The organism is Streptomyces sp. NPDC096323, assembly GCF_040302845.1.
Classification (GTDB): Bacteria; Actinomycetota; Actinomycetes; order Streptomycetales; family Streptomycetaceae; genus Streptomyces.
Window position 1 is genome coordinate 609834 of the sequence record NZ_JBEOSI010000003.1, and the last position, 18471, is coordinate 628304.

The 18471-nt window shown below is 72.1% G+C and carries 14 protein-coding genes; 8 read left to right on the forward strand and 6 right to left on the reverse strand.

Features of this window, described 5'->3' with window-relative positions; genetic code table 11:
• Positions 1 to 141 precede the first annotated feature (141 nt).
• The 8 genes from ABTX18_RS10505 to ABTX18_RS10540 all read left to right on the forward strand — a co-directional run bounded on the left by ABTX18_RS10505 (position 142) and on the right by ABTX18_RS10540 (position 12025).
• Complete coding sequence (locus ABTX18_RS10505) at positions 142 to 2466, forward strand: polysaccharide lyase 8 family protein (protein WP_503061125.1); 2325 nt, start codon at positions 142 to 144, stop codon at positions 2464 to 2466.
• A 65-nt stretch (positions 2467 to 2531) separates the two neighbouring features.
• Entirely contained in the window at positions 2532 to 3923 is a 1392-nt protein-coding gene (locus ABTX18_RS10510; protein WP_352122327.1) for a trypsin-like peptidase domain-containing protein, read from the forward strand.
• Complete coding sequence (locus ABTX18_RS10515; protein WP_352122328.1) at positions 3920 to 6217, forward strand: serine/threonine protein kinase; 2298 nt, start codon at positions 3920 to 3922, stop codon at positions 6215 to 6217. The genes ABTX18_RS10510 and ABTX18_RS10515 overlap by 4 nt, the downstream gene beginning before the upstream one ends.
• A 98-nt stretch (positions 6218 to 6315) precedes the next feature.
• Positions 6316 to 7755, forward strand: coding sequence for a vWA domain-containing protein (locus ABTX18_RS10520; RefSeq protein ID WP_352122329.1), 1440 nt, complete (start codon positions 6316 to 6318; stop codon positions 7753 to 7755).
• The gene (locus ABTX18_RS10525; protein WP_352122330.1) at positions 7755 to 8783 is read left to right on the forward strand and encodes a hypothetical protein; all 1029 of its coding nucleotides are present in this window, start codon (positions 7755 to 7757) and stop codon (positions 8781 to 8783) included. Before ABTX18_RS10520 ends, ABTX18_RS10525 begins: the two co-directional genes overlap by 1 nt.
• Complete coding sequence (locus ABTX18_RS10530; protein WP_352122331.1) at positions 8780 to 10018, forward strand: carbohydrate ABC transporter substrate-binding protein; 1239 nt, start codon at positions 8780 to 8782, stop codon at positions 10016 to 10018. The genes ABTX18_RS10525 and ABTX18_RS10530 overlap by 4 nt, the downstream gene beginning before the upstream one ends.
• A 153-nt stretch (positions 10019 to 10171) precedes the next feature.
• A complete protein-coding gene (locus tag ABTX18_RS10535; RefSeq protein WP_352122332.1) occupies positions 10172 to 11755 on the forward strand; it encodes an acyl-CoA carboxylase subunit beta in 1584 nt (527 codons plus the stop codon).
• 66 nt (positions 11756 to 11821) lie between these two features.
• The gene (locus tag ABTX18_RS10540) at positions 11822 to 12025 is read left to right on the forward strand and encodes an acyl-CoA carboxylase subunit epsilon (protein ID WP_352122333.1); all 204 of its coding nucleotides are present in this window, start codon (positions 11822 to 11824) and stop codon (positions 12023 to 12025) included.
• Positions 12026 to 12200: 175 nt separating this feature from the next.
• On the opposite strand, the gene ABTX18_RS10545 is transcribed toward ABTX18_RS10540, so the two are convergent.
• The 6 genes from ABTX18_RS10545 to ABTX18_RS10570 all read right to left on the reverse strand — a co-directional run bounded on the left by ABTX18_RS10545 (position 12201) and on the right by ABTX18_RS10570 (position 18461).
• A complete protein-coding gene (locus ABTX18_RS10545) occupies positions 12201 to 12782 on the reverse strand; it encodes a GTP-binding protein (RefSeq protein ID WP_014048542.1) in 582 nt (193 codons plus the stop codon).
• The gene (locus tag ABTX18_RS10550) at positions 12763 to 13398 is read right to left on the reverse strand and encodes a DUF742 domain-containing protein (RefSeq protein WP_352122334.1); all 636 of its coding nucleotides are present in this window, start codon (positions 13396 to 13398) and stop codon (positions 12763 to 12765) included. The genes ABTX18_RS10545 and ABTX18_RS10550 overlap by 20 nt, the downstream gene beginning before the upstream one ends.
• An 89-nt stretch (positions 13399 to 13487) precedes the next feature.
• Positions 13488 to 13901, reverse strand: coding sequence for a roadblock/LC7 domain-containing protein (locus tag ABTX18_RS10555; protein ID WP_018551717.1), 414 nt, complete (start codon positions 13899 to 13901; stop codon positions 13488 to 13490).
• A 10-nt stretch (positions 13902 to 13911) separates the two neighbouring features.
• Complete coding sequence (locus tag ABTX18_RS10560) at positions 13912 to 17145, reverse strand: nitrate- and nitrite sensing domain-containing protein (RefSeq protein WP_352122335.1); 3234 nt, start codon at positions 17143 to 17145, stop codon at positions 13912 to 13914.
• A 346-nt stretch (positions 17146 to 17491) separates the two neighbouring features.
• Entirely contained in the window at positions 17492 to 18073 is a 582-nt protein-coding gene (locus tag ABTX18_RS10565; protein ID WP_136330938.1) for a GTP-binding protein, read from the reverse strand.
• On the reverse strand, positions 18054 to 18461 hold the full coding sequence (locus ABTX18_RS10570; RefSeq protein ID WP_352122336.1) for a DUF742 domain-containing protein: 408 nt from the start codon (positions 18459 to 18461) through the stop codon (positions 18054 to 18056). The genes ABTX18_RS10565 and ABTX18_RS10570 overlap by 20 nt, the downstream gene beginning before the upstream one ends.
• Positions 18462 to 18471 lie beyond the last annotated feature (10 nt).

Sequence of the window (18471 nt, forward strand, 5' to 3'; positions counted from 1 at the left end):
TCATCGGCCGGCCCCCTTTCCGCACTCCCGGGCGGGGGCGGCCGTCATCGGTCGGCCCCCTTTCCGCACTCCCGGGCATCTGCTAGACCAACCACGCCCGGTCTATACCACTCGCACACCGGAGGTAGCCCCGTGTCACTCCTGCCCGACTGGTCCCGCCGCGCCTTTCTCGCCACCGGTGGTGCCACCGCACTGGGCCTGGCGCTCGCCCCGTCCGCCCGTGCGGCGCAGGACGAGTTCGAGACGCTCCGGCTGCGCTGGAACGAGCTGTCGCTCGGCACGGGCTACGACGCGTCTGCCGAGCCCTACGCCTCGAAGCTGGCCGAGACCGGCGCGCTCGCCGCGGAGTTCGCCTCCACGATGGCTCCCGCCGCCGACTCCCTCTGGGCCGGGCACACCTTCGACCCGCCGGCCGGCATCACCTGGAGCTACGGCCGGCTGTGGACGATGACCCAGGCGTACGCTCAGGAGGGCACCGGTCACACCGGCGAGGAGGGCCTCCTCGCCGCTGTCGTCCGTGGCCTCGATCACCTCTCCGCGACGGTCTACAACCCGTCCACGGCCCGGTACGGCAACTGGTGGGAGTGGCAGATCGGCAGCCCGCGCCTGCTCATGGACATCGTCGCCGTCCTCCACCCCCACCTCGGCGAGGAGCGCGTCCGGGCCGCCTGTGCGGCCGTCGACCACTTCATCCCCGACGCCATGCTCAGGGACTACAGCGGCACCTCGACGGGAGCCAACCGGGTCGACCTGTGCCGTTCCGTCACCCTGCGCGGCATCCTGGGCCGGGACGCCGCCAAGACCGCACTCGGGCGCGACGCCCTCTCGCCCGTCTTCCCGTACGTGACCAAGGGCGACGGCCTCTACGCCGACGGCTCGTTCGTCCAGCACACGTGGGTCGCCTACTCGGGGACGTACGGCCAGGTCATGCTCGACGGTCTCGGACGGCTCTTCGCGCTGCTCGCCGGATCCACATGGGCGGTCACCGACCCCAAGCGTCAGATCATCCTCGACAGCGTCGAGCACGCCTACGCGCCGCTCATCCACGACGGTCTGATGATGGACAGCGTCAACGGCCGTGCCATCAGCCGGGGCCTCCTCAAGAGCGACGAGCGCCGGATCATGCGCAGCGACCACTTCCACGGCCAGGGGCTGATCGCCGCCATCGCGCTGCTGGCGGGCGGTGCCTCCGCCGCCGAACGCGACCGGTGGAACGGCATGGTCAAGGGCTGGATCGAACGGGACACCGTGAGCCCGGTCCTCGCCGCCCCGCAGCTCGGCGTCGCCGACCTGTCCCGGCTGCGGGCGGCGGCCGCCGCCCCCGTCCCCGCGGCGGCCGAACCCGTCGGCCACACCCTGTTCGCCGCCATGGACCGGGCCGTGCACCGCCGCCCGGGCTGGGTCGCGAACCTCTCCATGGCGTCGGAGCGGATCAGCGCGTACGAATGCGGCAACGGCGAGAATCCGCGGGGCTGGCACACCGGGGCCGGAATGCTCTACTGGTGGCAGGGCCAAGGCGGCGGCGGCCAGTACACCGACTGGTTCTGGCCCACCGTCGACTGGTACCGGCTGCCCGGCACCACCGTCTCCACCAAGCGCCTCGCCGACCGCGCCGGCGGCGAATGGGGCGAGCCCCGCCCGGCCGTGCGGTGGGTCGGCGGGGCGCACGACGGCGAGTTCGCCGCCGTCGGACAGCATGTGAAGGGTCTCGCCTCCACTCTGGAGGCCCGCAAGTCCTGGTTCTGCGCGGCGGACGCGGTCATCTGCCTCGGGGCGGGCATCACCGCCGCCGACGGGGTCCCCGTCGAAACGGTCGTCGACAACCGGAACCTGGGCCCCGAGGCGCGGCAGGCGTTCACCGTCGACGACCGCGAACTCCCGCGCTGGGCCCACCTGGAGGGGCACGGCGGCTGGGTGCTGCCCGGCGGCGCCGCCCTGCACACCCTGCGCGAGGCCAGGACCGGCGCCTGGTCCGACATCAACACCACCAGCTCCACCGAACGGCAGACCCGCCACTGGCAGACCCTCTGGCTCGACCACGGAACCGACCCGGCAGACGCCGCTTACCTCTATCTCCTGATGCCCGGCGCCTCCCGGCGCACCGTCGCCGCCCGCGCGGCCGACCGCCACTGGCTGACGGTGCTCGCCAACACCGCCGCCGTCCAGGGCGTCGCCGTGCGCTCGCTCGGGCTGACCGCCGCCAACTTCTGGCAGCCGGACGCGGCCGGACGGCTCTCCTCGACCGGGCCGGCCAGTGTGCTCGTACGCGAGAGCCGGGGCACCGCGGCCGTCCGCGTCAGCGGGCCCGACCGGAGCGGTACGCCGTTCGAAGTGGTCTGGGACCGGCCGGTTCGCGAGGTCGTCCTCGCGGACCCGGGCATCGAGGTCCGCGCCACCGGCCGGCGGCTCGTGCTCGGTGTGGACCCGGGACGGGCGGGGGCCACCCTGCGGTGCGACGTCCGGTAAACCAGGGGGCGGAGTACGCACGGACTCTGGGAACCATGCGTGGTGCACGCGTACTCTCGGTAGCTATGGGGGAGTTGAGAGCGGACTGGCGGCTCCGGTTACGACGCGGCGGTGCGGACGGGCCCGTGTGCGGGGCCGGAGTGCTGCTGACCCAGGACCGGATGCTGACCTGCGCCCACGTCGTCGGTGAACCGGACAAGCGGATGTGGGTGGAGTTCGCCGAGAACCCCGGCATTCCGCCCGTCGGCGCCCGGGTCGCGCCCGACGGCTGGCTGCCCGGACTCGACGGGCCCGCCCGCGAGGACATCGCCGTGCTCGCCCTGGACAGCCCTCGGCCGCAGGCCGCGCCCGCGCCGCTGGGCAGGCGGCTGGAGCGCGGCGGCGAGGTGTGGATCGGCGGCTACTCCCAGAGCTTCGACGACGGGATGTGGCTGACCGGCCGGATCACCGGACTCCACGGGGACTGGGTGCAGCTGGACGCCGGGACCAACGCCGAGGTGGTCCGCCCCGGATTCAGCGGAGCCGCCGTCCAGACCCGGGGCGAGCGGCCGGGGTCGGAGGAGGTGGTCGGCCTGGTCGTCAGCTGGCGCGGCGATCTGGAACTGGCGCTGCCCACCGAGAACGACTTGGCGTTCTCGTACATGATCCCCATCGACCGCGTCGCCGCCCTCGTGCCGCTGGTCGCCGAGCTGAGCGGCCCCGACGGCTGGGACAGGGGGCTGGAGCGGCGGCTGCGGCAGTGGTTCGCCGGCGGCGAGGAGCCCGCGGTGCGGTTCGGGGTCGTCGCACCCGGCACCGGCCGCGACCGCGCCCTCCAGCACCAGCTCCACCGGGCCCACCTCGTCTTCCGGGGTGGCGTCACCCGGACCGGGGAACTCGTCGAGACGCTGGTGGCGCAGTTGCGGCTGCCCCGGCACCAGCGCAACGCCTACCGCGACTGGCTGCTGGAGGGCGGCAGGGCCCCGGACCGCACGGACGGCGGCGGACCCGCCGGATCGGGTCCGGTGCTCGCCGTCATCGGCCTCGACGAGGACCCCGACCCGGGGGCTCTCGTACCGCTGCTGGCACGCGTCAGGGCGCTCGGGTTCCGGCTGCTGGTCATCTCCCGCCGCGCCGAAGGCGAGGGACTGACCGAGGTGGCCCGGCACTTGCTGGTGCCCGCCTTCGAGGAGCGGGCCGAGGCACTGGTACGCCGGGTCGAGCACATCGAGGCGGAGTGGTCCGGGCTGCGCGGCATGGTGGACTCCGCCTCCCTGGTCCCGCGCCCCACGGTCGAGGCGGCGGCCCGCCGCCACCGGCTGCGGGAGCTGGAGCTGCTGGCCGATCCCCAGGACCGGCTGACGGAACTGAAGCGCCTGGTACGGGAGTTACGTGACGACCTCGACCGGGTGAACGGCCCCGCGCGGCCCGGTCTGCCCGGGCAGCGGCCCCGGCGCGGCCCGGCGGAGCGCCTATGAGGATCCCGTGCCCGCACCGCCGGTTCACCGGCGCGCCCTGCGCCGGCGCCGTCCAGCCGACCGGCTACTGCGACACCTGCGGCCGTGAGGAGAGCGCGCCCGGACTGCCGCCGCTGCCCGCCGAGCCCGACCAGCACGGCCCCGCCGGACTCCTGGAACTGCCGCTGCTGGATCCGGGCAGCCCGGCCGAGCGCCTCGCCGCCGCCGAGCAGCCGGTCCGCATCGTGATGACGTGCTCGGCCGACGCGTGCCGCACCTCGTTCGTCCCCCCGCACACGGCGGCCCCGCCCCCGGACGAGGGGTACTGCCCACAGTGCGGCGCCCCGTACTCGTACCGCCCCGAACTGACGAAGGACGGGCCGCCGCTCCAGGACCAGTACCGCATCCGCGGCCCCATCGCCCACGGCGGCCAGGGATGGGTCTACCTGGCCGAGGACACCCACCTGGAGGACTTCGTCGCGGTCAAGGGCCTCCTCAACCGGTACGCCGAACGCGGCGCGGCCCAGGCCGGCGAGGAGCGCCGCAGCCTGGTCGCCATCCGCCACGAACGCATCGTCCAGATCCGCGACTTCGTCAGCACCCGCAACGCGGACGGCACCGTCTCCGGCGGCTACATCGTGATGGAGGACGTCGGCGACCGGACCCTGTCGGCCATCGTCGAATCGACCCGCAAGGGCGCCTTCGTCCTCGACATCGAGCACGTCGTCACCTACGGCTGCCAGATCCTGGAGGCCCTCGCCCACCTGCACGGCATGGGGTTCCTGTACGGCGACATGAAGCCGTCCAACGTCATCCACCACCTCGACGGGATCAAGGTCATCGACCTCGGCGGGGTCCGCAAGGCGGGCGCCACCGACCCGCCGCCCGTGATCACCCCCTGGTTCGCCGCGCCCGAGACGGACGGGACCGGTCCCCTCACCGTCGCGCATGACCTCCACACGGTCGGGGTCACCCTGGCCGAACTGGCCGGCTGGGCCGTCGGCGACGACGTGCCGGGGCTCGGCATCAGCTCCTTCCGGCTGGCCGTGGAACGGGCCACGGCCCACGACCCGGAGCGCCGGTTCGGCTCGGCGGAGGAGATGGCGGGCCAGTTGCGCGGGGTGCTGCGCGAGATCCGGGCCCTGCGCGGCAAGCGCGACCAGCCCGAGCCCTCCGCCTACTTCACCCCGTCCACCGAACTGCTCGGCGCCCGCCTGGGCTCGGTGCCCGACTACGCGCACTGGCTGCGCCGCCCGTTGTACGGCCGCCGGGAGACACCCCGGGCGCCCGCGCTCGATTCCGGGCTGCCCACCCCGACCGAGATCGCCCGCAGCCTGCCCGTGCCCCGGCCCTATCCGCGCGACCCGCAGGCCGCCCGCTTCGGGGTCAGCAGCTACGACCCGGCACAGCCGCTGAACCAGCCGGCGCACGGGGAGCGGTCGGTGGAGATCTGCCTGCACAACGCCCGCCTGCTGCTCGGCCAGGACGGCGACGAGGCCCTGGCCGCCGCCCGTGAACAGGTCCAGGCCGCCGCCGCGATCCCCGGCCCGGGGCCCGTGAGGCAGTGGCGGCTCAGCTGGCACTGGGGTCTCGTCGCGCTGCGCAGTGCCGATGTGCTGGACGACCGGCAGCCGATGCTCGAAGCGGCCCTGGAGCACTTCTCCGCCGTGCACCGGGCCCTGCCGGGCGAGTACGCGGCCAAGCTCGCCCTCGCCTACAGCACGGAACAACTCGGCGACGGCCGGCCGGCCGGGGCGGGCCCCTCCGCGTACGAACTCTTCCAGGCCGTGCACGCCCGCAACCCCTCGCACGTCGGCGCGGCCCTGGGACTGGCGAGGCTCGCCCTGGCGCGCGGCGACCGGGCCGCGGCGACCGAGGTCCTCGACCTGGTGCCCGACGAGTCACGGGATCACACCGTCGCCCGGATCGCCGCCCTCCGCATCAGGGCGGCCCGGCTCGCGACGGGGAAGCGGCCCCTGCCGGCGGAGGCGGAGATCGACGCCTGTCTGACCGCCCTCGCCCCGGACCCCGGCGCCCCGTTCCCGGTCGTCACCGGCGATGAGGCGGCCTGGCTGCTGCGGACCGAGCTGTACGAGTGGAAGCTCGACGCGGTCCGGGCCGCGCACCCGGCCCCCCGGCCCCGGGGCGGCCTGCTGCGGATCGGGCTGCCGCCCCCGGGCGCACCCGGGGAGCGGGCGGTGCGGGCGGACCTGGAGCAGTGCTACCGCTGGCTGGCCCGGCAGCGGCAGGGACCGGCCGAGTACGAGCGGCTGATCGACCTTTCGCACGCGGTCCGGCCGCAGACCCGCTTCTGACGGCCCGTGCCCGCAGACCTGTTTTCGACGGCCGTGCCTGCCGGCCCCGCCCCGCACGGCAGCCGCACCCTCGTCCCGTATCCCCTGGAGGCAGTCCCATGGGCGCTGATGCCCCCTCGTCCGGACTGGAGTTCAAGGTGTCCCTGGACGTCCGGCGCGACCAGCAGCCGCACCACGACGCCCGGATCGACGCCCATCTGCGGGTCAAGGCCACGGGCATCGGTCCCCGGGACGAGGTGCCCGCCACCGGACTCGCCGTCGTCCTCGCGCTGGACGTCGCCGCCGGGCGCCGGGAGCCGGCGGCGGCCGCCCTCGCCGCGACGCTGCGCGCCCTGCCCGACGGTGTCTCCTTCGCCGTCCTGGGCGGCGCCGACGAGAGCGGGGTACCGACCCGCTGCTACCCGCTGAGTGGCCGGTGGGCGCTGGCCGACACGATGGACAAGCGCCGAGCCGCGTTCAGCGCGGGCCGGATCGCCCCGGCGGCAGCCGACCGGCCGCCGCCCGGATACCGGGCCTGGCTCGCCGCCGCCCGGGCGCTGTTCGCGGAACGCCCGCTGCCGCTGCGGCACCTGCTGCTGATCACCGACGGCAGCGGCGGGGACCGGGCGGACGGCGCCGGGCCGGACGCGGCGGACGGCGCGCTGCGGGCGGAACTCGACGCCTGCGAGGGCGCGTTCACCGCGGACGTGCTGGCGGTCGGCGGGGACTGGGACCCCGCGCCGCTGCTCGCCGTCGTCGAGAGCCTGCACGGCACCGCCGAGCACGTCCCCGACCGGTTCGGACCCGCGGTCGCGGGGGCGCTGCGACGGCTGCGCCGGGTCCGCAGCCCCGAACTGCCCGTCGTGGTGACCGCGCGACCGGCCGTGCGCGCGGTGGAACTGACGGAGACCGCCCCCCGCCAGCAACGCCTGGAACCCGCGCCCCGCCCGGACGGACAGGACCAGGAGCCGTACCGGACCGGCTTTCCCACCCACCAGTGGGAGCCGGGCACCCGCGACTACCTCCTGACCGTGCACGCCGACGCGAGCACCGACCCGCTCGGCGTGCTGCTGCAACTGGCCACGGTGTCCGTCGCGGATGCCACCGCCCCGCTGCTCGTGCGCTGGCTGCCGCCCGGAGTCGCCGTGGGTGCGGGGGCGACCGGCGGCGGGGGCGGCACGCTCCAGGCCATGAACGCCGCCACCCAGATGCGGACCGCCCTCAACCGCGGTTACGCCGCACTGGACCCCATCAGCCGGACCGAGGCCGAGGCGCAGTTCGGCCTCGCGGTCCGCCTCGCCACCGAGATCGGCGCCGCCTGGGTCCTCCAGGACGTGCGCCAGGTGGCCGACATCCTCGACGGCCGGCGCGGAGTGGTCCGGGTCGGCCCGACCGTCGACCGGGGCACCGTCCGCCGGGGGCAGCTGCACATCGCTTCGGGTCACGGGCTGGACCTGCCCGGCCCCACCCCCGCGGGGAAGCCGGTGAAGTGCCCGCACTGCCGTCATCTCGCCGGGCCCCGTGCCCGGTTCTGCATCGTCTGCGGAAGGAGCCTGTGATGCCTGCGATGCCGTTGCCGACCCGGTGGACGCGCGCCGCCCGGGCCCGCCGCCGTACGCGCTCACGCACCAGGCGGCTGCTGGAACGGCACCTGGCCGTCATGGTGGTGACCGCCCTCGTCTCGGTGACCGCCGTGCTCGTCTCGTACCGGGAGGTCCAGAACGCCGCCGGTGAGATGCGCACCCGCGGCGCACCCGCCGTCCAGGGCGTCGCGGCCACCCAGCTGGCGCTGCTGCGCGCCCACGAGGAGGCGCGGAAGTCGGTGAACGACGGGATCGACGAGGTGGTCGGCGCAGGAGCGGGGTACGAGAACCAGCTGGCGGCCGCCGACCAGGGCCTGTCCCGGCTCTCCGACGTGCAGATCGACGGGCAGCGCGGCCGCGGCGTCCTCGCGACGGTCACCGGCGTGCTGACCTCGTACGGAACCTCCATCACGCCAGGCGCCGTCAAGTACGTCCACGACGACCTGATGCAGCGGGAGAAGTTCGCGGAGGCCAGAACCCTCCTCGACCGGCCGGGCACCGGCGTCGTGCCGCGCCTGGACGTCCTGCAGGGGCACCAGATGCGGCGCGTGGACCGGGTCAGTTCCCTCGGTACGCTTCAGCGGACCGGCTGGGCCGTCGCCGAACTGGGCCTGCTGGTCCTGTTGCTGAGCTGCCTCAGCGCCCTGTGGGTGCTGCGCACCCGCTGCGGTCGCAGCCTCGACCCCTGGCTGCTGGCGGCGCTGCTGGTGACCGTCGCGCTCGCCGTCGTACCGCTGTGGGCGACCGTCCACACCCAGCAACACCTGGACACCGCCCGCCAGTTGCTGGTCGCGATCGAGCAACGGGCCCACGAACACACGAACCTGATCGAGTCCCAGACCTACGTCATCGACAACTCGGCCACCCTGCGCGGCGGGCTCGCGGCCCGCAGCTGGCAGGGCTGGACGTACTACGGGGCACTGGGCGGCGGCGCGCTGATCGTCCTGCTGCCGGCCGCGGGCATCTGCCGGCGCCTCAACGCCGACTACTGGAGGGCCGGATGACCCCGCGCACCCGCGCGCTCGCGCTCGTCCTCGCGCTGCTGATGACCGCGGCCGGCTGTGGGCTCGCGGCCCCCGGCGGCAGCGACGCGGAACCGGAGGTGACGATCCTCGGTCCGTGGACCGATGCCCAGGAGGAGCGGTTCAAGGACGTGCTGGACGGATTCGGGATCCCGTACACCTACCAGGGCACCGCCGCGACCCGCGAGGTGCTGCTCGCCGAGGTCCAGGCGGGCGACCCGCCCGACATCGCGATCCTGCCGGGTGTCGGCGAACTCGTCGAGTACGCGGACGAACGCCGGCTGCGCTCCCTGAAGGGGCTGTACGAACCCGCGGAGTACGGCAACCCGTGGCAGCCCGAGGCGCGGGGCATCGCCGACGATCTGTGGGTGCCGCTCAAGGCCGACCTGAAGTCCATCGTCTGGCACCGCGACGGCGAGGCCCCGGGCGCCGTCCCCGCCCCGCTCGCCTCGTGGTGCATCGGCATGGGCGACGACGGTGCGTCCGGCTGGCCCGGCAGCGACTGGATCGAGGACCTCATCCTCCAGCGCGCGGGCCCGGTGCTGTACGCGCGCTGGGCGACCGGTGACATGAAGTGGACCGAGGCCCCGGTGGCCGACGCCTGGGCCGCGTGGGCCGGGATGCTCGCCCAGGCCCCGGACCGGGCCGCCGCCATGCTGCTCGCCGACCACCGGGGACTCGCCGGGGGGCACGGGCTGCTCTTCGGCGGCGGCTGCGACCTGGAGCACCAGGGCTCCTTCGCGCGCTCCTTCTACGGCGACCGCAAGGACCGGGCGGCCTTCGGGGACTCGGCGCCGCTACTGCCCGGCGGGCCCTATACGGTGAAAGCCCATGAGGTGTCGGCCGACTTCGCGGCGCTCTTCGGCCGGAGCGGCCCGGCCCGCGAGCTGATCCGGCGGCTCGCCTCCCGGGACGCCCAGGAGGAGTGGGGCCGCACGGGCGGGGTGTTCTCGGCCAACGCGGCCGTCCCGCCCAAGAAGGGCGCGGTCGACGCAGAGGTGAGCCGGCGCTTCACGGACCAGCGGGTGCCGCTCTGCCTGGACGCGTCGGACGTCATGCCGGCGGCGGTGCGGGACGCGTTCTACGAGGCGGTCCTGCTGACGATGGCGCACCCCGCGGAGCCGGTGCGGCCGAGGCTGGCGGACATTCAGAAGGTCCAGGACGCCCAGCCGGCGGACACCCCCCGGTTGACCGGCGTGTGCGGCAGGCCACAGTGACCCTTTGTGGAACTCCCACAAACGAAGGCGGGTACGGGCTGGTACTTCGCCTGCATGGCCCAAGGCTTCTGTCCGGCTCCACCAGGAAACCGGGCAGGAGACTGTACGGAGTCGACGGCAGGGTTTTCTTGCCGGTGTTCGTAGGGTCGATGCATGACCGTTGTGGACGAAACCCAGGGCGAGCCGAGCGACACCCGTGGACGTGTGGCGGAACTGCTCGCGCTGCGCGAGCAGGCCCGGCGCGGACCCAGTGACCGGGCGACCGAGGCGCAGCACGCCAAGGGCAAGCTGACGGCGCGTGAGCGCATCGAGCTGCTCGTGGACCCGGGTTCGTTCCACGAGGTGGAGCAGCTCCGCCGCCACCGGGCGACCGGCTTCGGCCTGGAGGAGAAGAAGCCGTACACCGACGGTGTCATCACCGGCTGGGGCACGGTCGAGGGCCGCACGGTCTTCGTCTACGCGCACGACTTCCGGATCTTCGGCGGCGCGCTGGGCGAGGCCCACGCCACGAAGATCCACAAGATCATGGACATGGCCATCTCGGCCGGTGCCCCGCTGGTCTCGCTGAACGACGGCGCCGGTGCCCGTATCCAGGAGGGCGTCTCGGCGCTCGCCGGTTACGGCGGCATCTTCCAGCGCAACACCCGGGCCTCCGGTGTCATCCCGCAGATCAGCGTGATGCTCGGCCCGTGCGCGGGCGGCGCGGCCTACAGCCCCGCCCTCACGGACTTCGTCTTCATGGTCCGCGAGACCTCGCAGATGTTCATCACCGGACCGGACGTCGTCAAGGCGGTCACCGGCGAGGAGATCACCCAGAACGGCCTCGGCGGCGCCGATGTGCACGCCGAGACCTCGGGCGTCGCGCACTTCGCGTACGACGACGAGGAGACCTGCATCGCCGAGGTCCGCTACCTGATCGGGATGCTCCCCTCGAACAACCGGGAGAACCCGCCCGTCGCGGAGAGCGACGACCCGGCCGACCGGCGCGGTGACGTCCTCCTGGACCTGGTCCCGGCCGACGGCAACCGCCCGTACGACATGCACAAGGTCATCGAGGAGCTCGTCGACGACGGCGACTACCTGGAGATCCACGAGCGCTGGGCCCGCAACATCATCTGCGCGCTGGCCCGTCTGGACGGCAAGGTCGTCGGCATCGTGGCCAACCAGCCGCAGGCCCTGGCCGGTGTCCTGGACATCGAGGCGAGCGAGAAGGCCGCCCGCTTCGTCCAGATGTGCGATGCTTTCAACATCCCCATCGTCACTCTGCTGGACGTACCCGGCTTCCTGCCCGGCGTCGATCAGGAGCACGGTGGGATCATCCGTCACGGCGCGAAGCTCCTGTACGCCTACTGCAACGCGACGGTGCCGAGGATCTCCCTGATCCTGCGCAAGGCCTACGGAGGTGCGTACATCGTCATGGACAGCCAGTCCATCGGCGCTGACCTCACCTACGCCTGGCCGACCAACGAGATCGCGGTGATGGGCGCCGAAGGTGCCGCCAACGTCATCTTCCGCCGGCAGATCGCCGACGCCGAGGACCCGGAGGCCATGCGAACCCGCATGGTCAAGGAGTACAAGGCCGAACTGATGCACCCGTACTACGCCGCCGAGCGCGGCCTGGTCGACGACGTCATCGACCCTGCCGAGACCCGCGAGGTCCTGATCGCCTCGCTGGCGATGCTCCGGTCCAAGCACGCCGACCTGCCGTCCCGCAAGCACGGCAACCCCCCGCAGTAGTCCGCGGCCCCGCAGCAACCCTGCAAGGCCCCCGCGAAGACCTGCCGAGTAGACGGAGAGACATTCATGAGCACTGCCACCGAGTCCGTGCTGCGCGTCGAGAAGGGTCAGGCCGACCCCGAGGAGCTGGCCGCCATCACCGCGGTCCTGCTCGCCCGCGCCGCCTCCCGGCCCACCGACGCCCCGGTTCGCCTCGGCCGCAACACCGCGGGCTGGCGCCGCCTGGAGCGCACCCCGGGCTTCCGCGCCCCCCACAGCTGGCAGGGCTGACCCGGTTCAAGCCCCACCCGAATGCAGCCACCCGAAAGGCGTGGCTGCATTCGCCGTTTCCGGCACCCGAATCAAGCCCGTGCCGGGGGCGCCCACAGCAAAGGCCCCGCACTCCCAACCAGGGAGCGCGGGGCCTCACGCACATCCGGGCCCAAGGGCCCAAGGGCCCGAGCGCCTACCGCAGGCGGGCCATCAACGCGTGCTCGACCAACGTGATCAGCGCACTCTTCGCGTCGGCCCGATGCCGCGCGTCCGTCGTCAGGATCGGCGTGTCCGGCCCGATCTGAAGCGCCTCACGGACCTCGTCGGGGGTGTAGGGCTGGTGTCCGTCGAAGCCGTTGAGGGCGATGACGAAGGGCAGGCCGCTGTTCTCGAAGTAGTCGACGGCGGGGAAGCAGTCGGCGAGGCGGCGGGTGTCGACGAGGACGACGGCGCCGATGGCGCCGCGGACCAGGTCGTCCCACATGAACCAGAAGCGGTCCTGTCCGGGGGTGCCGAACAGGTAGAGGATCAGGTCCTGGTCCAGGGTGATGCGTCCGAAGTCCATGGCCACCGTCGTGGTGGTCTTGTCCCCGGTGTGGGTCAGGTCGTCGATGCCCGCGGACGCGGACGTCATCACGGCTTCGGTGCGCAGCGGATTGATCTCCGAAACGGCACCGACAAACGTGGTCTTACCCACGCCGAAGCCCCCTGCCACCACGATCTTCGCCGAGGTAGTGGAGCGGGCCGCTCCGCCGCTAGAGCTTGCGAAGTCCACTGAGCACCCTTTCGAGCAGTGTCACATCTGGCTGGCCGCCGGCGGACTCGTCGCCGCCGGGCTGGTGGATAGCGACGAGTCCGGCCTCGGCCAGGTCGGCGACGAGGATCCGGGCAACGCCGAGAGGGATCGAGAGCAGGGCCGAGATCTCGGCCACCGACTTGATCTCGACGCACAGCCGGCAGATCCGCTGGTGCTCGGGCAACTGCCCTTGCAGCCGGGAAGGATCGGCCGTCGTACTGACCAACGCCTCAATGGCGAGTTGGTAGCGCGGTCGGGTCCGTCCACCGGTCATGGCGTACGGACGAACGAGGGGATTGTGCGCCGCGGGCGCCGCCGGTTCCGGGGCCCGCCGCGGCTGCACCGGCTGAATGCGGGGCTGCTGCGGGGAGTCGTACCGGTGCGGGCGCTGCGGCCGGTGGGGCTGCTGAGGCTGCTGCGGCCAGTCCGAGCCCTGAACGTGCTGCGGCTGCGACTGCGGCTGCTGATACGGCTGGTAAGGCTGCTGCGCGCCCTGTCTGCCGGGGGTGGAAGGGAAGCCGAAACCATTGTCCCCGTGCTCGCCCGGCGTTCGCTGACCGCCGTTGAACTGGTGCCCGCCTGGGGGTGTTCCCACGATTCCTCCTCCGCCTGCCGGTCCCGATCCCAGTGGGTCCGCGCCACCGCACCCTATGGCGCGGTGACGCGAAACGCACAGTCTGTCTACTAGTTAAGAAGACTTCCCTGAAGCTCCGCCCGGAGGTCCGGGGTGAGGACGCTGCCGGCACGGTCGACCAGAAGGGCCATTTCGTACCCAACCAGACCGATGTCGGCGTCCGGGTGTGCGAGAACGGCCAACGAGGATCCATCGGAAACGGACATGATGAAGAGGAACCCTCGCTCCATCTCCACAACTGTCTGATTCACGGCGCCGCCTTCGAAGATCCGCGAGGCTCCCGCGGTCAGCGAGGTCAGACCGGAGGCGACAGCCGCCAACTGGTCCGCACGGTCGCGCGGGAATCCCTCGGACATCGCCAGCAGGAGTCCGTCTGCGGAGACCACCACCGTGTGCGACACCCCAGGGGTGTTGTCCACGAAGTTGGTGATCAACCAGTTCAGATTCTGCGCCGCCTGGCTCATCGGGCTCACACTAACGCTCCTGGTTGTAGGTATTACTGGTGTCCGAACCCGCGTTACGTCCCCGCAGCACGCCACGTCGCAGGTTGCTCAACCTGCCACGCACGTCCTCCGGGGCGCGGGAGACCTGGGGGCCGCCCTGCTGGGTCTGTTCGGCCGTGCCCTCGACCAGATTGGCCTTGGGTACGCGCCGGGGAAGACCGGAGGGGGTGACCCCGCCCGCCTTCGGCTCCCGGAGCTTCTCGGCCCGCTCCCAGCGCTCGTCGTTCGCCGAGCGCCAGTCGTCGGGGCCGGCCTCGTCCGCCTGGGCGGACGAGGGCTGCCGCTGCGGCAGTTCCTCCTGCTGCTGCGGAGCCTGCTGCTGAGCGGCGGCGGGCTGGTCGTTGCCGCGGCCGGTGGGCTGCCAGTGCTGCTGGCCGCCGCGGCGCGGCAGGCCCGCACCGGTCAGCTCGTGACCGGAGTTCGGGACAGGTCCCGAACGGTCGAAGCCTACGCGCTCCTGCGAGGACGCGGGAGCGCTCGCGGGAGATTCCGCCTCGGGCTGCGCCACCGGCTCGTACGCGCCCTGGTACGTGCCCTGATCAGCCCACTCTTCCTGCTGGGGCTGGGGCGCGTACTGGTCGTCATAGGACGGCGAAGGCGCCTGGGGGGCCGCGTACGCAGCCTCCTGGTAGCCGCCCTGACCGTCGTAGCCGTTCTGCTGCCCGGCAAAGCCGGCGTCGCCCCGGTACGGGTCGTAGCCGCCTTCGTACGCGGGCTGCTCGTACTGCTGCTCCTGCTGCCCGACCGCCTGCTGCTCCTGGGCGTACGGGTCCGCGGCGTAGGCCGCATCGCCGTACGCGGCTTCGGCGTACTGCTGCTGCGGCTCCTGGCCCAGCCCCTGCTCCTGCTCCTGGGGGAACGGCGGGCGCTCGCCGCCGGTCTGTGCCTCCAGGGCCGCGCGGCGCTCCTCACGCATCAGCGAGCGGCCCACCGGGTCGAGCTGGGGGGAGTCCGCGGACGGCTCCTCGTAGCGCGAGTCGTCGAAGCCGAGCTCCGCGGCCGTGCGCATCTGCGGCTGCTGCGGCAGCGCGTCGAAGGACTGCTGCTGCGGAATGATCGAGGAGACGGTGAAGTCGTCCTGGACGGGGGCCTCGCCGCCGCCACCGTGGGTGATCGCGTCCGGCAGCATGACCAGCGAGGTGGTCCCGGCCTGCTCGCCCGAGGGGCGCAGCTGGACCCGGATGCCGTGCCGGTCGGCGAGGCGGCCGACCACGAACAGGCCCATGCGCTGCGAGACCGCGGCGTCCACGGTCGGCGGGTTGGCCAGCTTGTGGTTGATGTCGGCGAAGTCCTCGGCGGTGAGGCCGATGCCCTTGTCGTGGATCTCGATCATCACGCGGCTGTCGGGCAGCCGGGTCGCGGTGACCCGCACCTTGGTCTGCGGCGAGGAGAACGTGGTGGCGTTCTCCAGGAGCTCGGCCAGCAGGTGCACGAGGTCGGTGACGGACTGGCCGTGGATCTCGGTCTCCGGCACGCCGGTGAGCTCGATGCGCTCGTACGACTCCACCTCGGAGGAGGCGGCCCGCAGGACGTCCACCAGCGGAACCGGCTGGTTCCAGCGGCGGCCGGGCTCCTCGCCGGCGAGAACGAGGAGGTTCTCGCCGTTGCGGCGCATACGGGTCGCCAGGTGGTCCAGCCGGAAGAGGCTCTCCAGCTGGTCCGGGTCGGCCTCGTTGTTCTCCAGGTCGGTGATGAGGGTCAGCTGGCCCTCGATGAGCGACTGGTTGCGGCGCGAGAGGTTGGTGAAGATCGCGTTGACGTTGCCCCGCAGCATGGCCTGTTCGGCCGCCAGCCGGACCGCCTCGCGGTGCACCTGGTCGAAGGCGCGGGCGACCTCGCCGATCTCGTCCTGGGTGTTGATCGGGATCGGCTGGACACGGGTGTCGACCCGGCCCGGGTCGGTCCGGGAGAGCTGGTCGACCAGCGAGGGCAGCCGCTGCTCGGCGATGCTGAAGGCGGCCGTACGCAGCTGGCGCATGGAGCGGCTCATCTGGCGGGCCATGAGCCCGGCCAGGAGGAAGGCGGCCAGCAGGGCGACGATGACGATCGCGGCGTTGACGATGGCGTCGGTCCGGGCGCTGGAGGAGATCTCCGCGGCCTCGGTCACCGCCTTGTCGACGAGCTCGTCCTCGACGGTGGTGTAGCCGTCGAACTTCGCGGTCGCGGCGGCCATCCAGGTCTCGGGGGTGATGCCCTTCGCCTTGAGCTTCTTGGGGTCCTTGCCCTGGCCGATCTCCTGGGCCATGCCGTCGTAGACGGAGCCGTCGATGCTGGGCGGCGCCACGAACGGCACGCCGGCCGCGTCGGCCTGCTCCTTCGCGGCCTTGAGCTTCGCGGCGCCCTCGGCGGCCTTGCCGGCCATGACCGTCTTCAGCCGGGCGGCGTCGGCCTCCGTACCACCGGAGACGAATTCGCCGAGGGCGATCTGCTCCAGGTAGTTGTACGAGCCGAACGCCTTGACCTGGTCGTTGAACTTGCCGCTCTCCTGGCTGGGCCGCACCAGGAGGTGCGTGCCGATGGAGCGCTGAAGCGATTCTGCGGCCTTGGCCAGCTCGATCGCGTAGACGGTCCGGCCGTAACTGGTGATGTTCCCGGTGCCGAGGCCGAGCTCGTTGCAGAACTCCATGAGGGAGTGCTGGACCTGGGTGTATCCCTCTTCGGTCTTCACCGGGTCCATGGCGGCGGTGTACGCGGCCTTGCGCAGATCCGGGAGCTTGGGCTCCTCCAGCTTGAACAGCTTGAGGCGGCGCTCCAGACCCTGCTTCCCGGGCATGTCCTTGACGGCCGCGTCGAACTTCTGCGCGGCGGCGTCGGTGGTGGCCTGGGCCTGGGTGACGATCTCGGAGTCGCGCTTGTTGGACAGCAGCGGCTGTGCGGTGAGGTCACGCTCGTTGAGCAGCGCCTGCCCGTACTCGGCGGACGCGCGCACGATCAGCGCCGTCTTCTCCGCGTCCTGGGCCTCCTGCCAGGTGTCGAGCGAACCCTTGACCTGGAAGCCGCCCATGATCAGGCCGACCAGCACCGGGATCAGGAGGATCGCGTTCAGCCGGGTGGGCACCCGCCAGTTGCGCGGGGACAGCCGGCTGGTGCTGCCGCCGGCCGGTATCCCTTCGGATACCTCGGCGGACGGCGCCGCGGTGCGCGACGGCGGGGTGAAGTTGCCCCGCTCCGCCTGCGCCGCTGCGCCCTCGTTGTTACGCCTCACTCGACCAACAACCTCTCGGCGTCGGCACCTACGTTGTGCCGTGTTCGTTCAGGGCCGTACTACTCGGGAGTTCGACGAATTGCAGCACGGCTACCGGCCGCCTTCCAAACAGTCGGAATGGGCGATTCCGAGTGACCCGCGCCGCAGATAAAACGGGCATAAAGAACGAGCCCCGCCAAAAGGCGGGGCTCATGTGAGCACAGGGGTACCGATCGTGTGCATCGGGTATCGACCGCGCGCTAATTCTCTTTCGAAACGTTATGAACACGGGGGTGGATCGTGTCAAATGACACAGCCCACCCCCGGGTGACTACGGTAATTGTCGTACGGCAATACCGACTTGTGCCTACTTGAGCCGCGCCATCAAAGCGTGCTCCACCAGCGTGATCAGACCGCTCTTGGCGTCACCGCGGTGCCGCGCGTCGGTCGTGATGATCGGGGTGTCGGGTCCGATCTGGAGCGCCTCGCGGACTTCCTCGGGGGTGTAGGGCTGGTGTCCGTCGAAGCCGTTGAGGGCGATGACGAAGGGGAGCCCGCTGTTCTCGAAGTAGTCGACGGCGGGGAAGCAGTCGGCGAGGCGGCGGGTGTCGACGAGGACGACGGCGCCGATGGCGCCGCGGACCAGGTCGTCCCACATGAACCAGAAGCGGTCCTGTCCGGGGGTGCCGAACAGGTAGAGGATCAGGTCCTGGTCCAGGGTGATGCGTCCGAAGTCCATGGCCACCGTCGTGGTGGTCTTGCCGCCGGTGTGGGTCAGGTCGTCGATGCCCGCCGAGGCGGACGTCATCACGGCTTCGGTGCGCAGCGGATTGATCTCCGAAACGGCACCGACGAACGTGGTCTTGCCCACGCCGAATCCGCCCGCCACCACGATCTTCGCCGAGGTGGTGGCCCGGGCCGCACCGCCACTAGAGCTTGCGAAGTCCACTGAGCACCCTTTCGAGCAGTGTCACATCCGGCGCGCCGCCGGCCTCTCCGTTGCCCGGCTGGTGGATGGCCACCATGCCGGCTTCCGCCAGGTCGGCGACGAGGATCCGGGCCACACCGAGCGGCATCGACAGCAGGGCCGACACCTCGGCCACCGACTTGACCTCACGGCACAGGTGGCAGATCCGCTGGTGCTCGGGGAGCAGCGTCCCCAGGTGCGCCGGGTCGGCCGTGGTGCTGACCAGCGCCTCTATCGCTAGCTGGTAGCGCGGTCGGGTCCGGCCGCCGGTCATGGCGTACGGACGGACCAGCGGCTGGTCGCCCTCACTTTCGTACGACGCGTGGTTCAACGCGCCGTACGGATCGTGTGAGGCAGGTGGCGGGGTCATGAATCCTCCG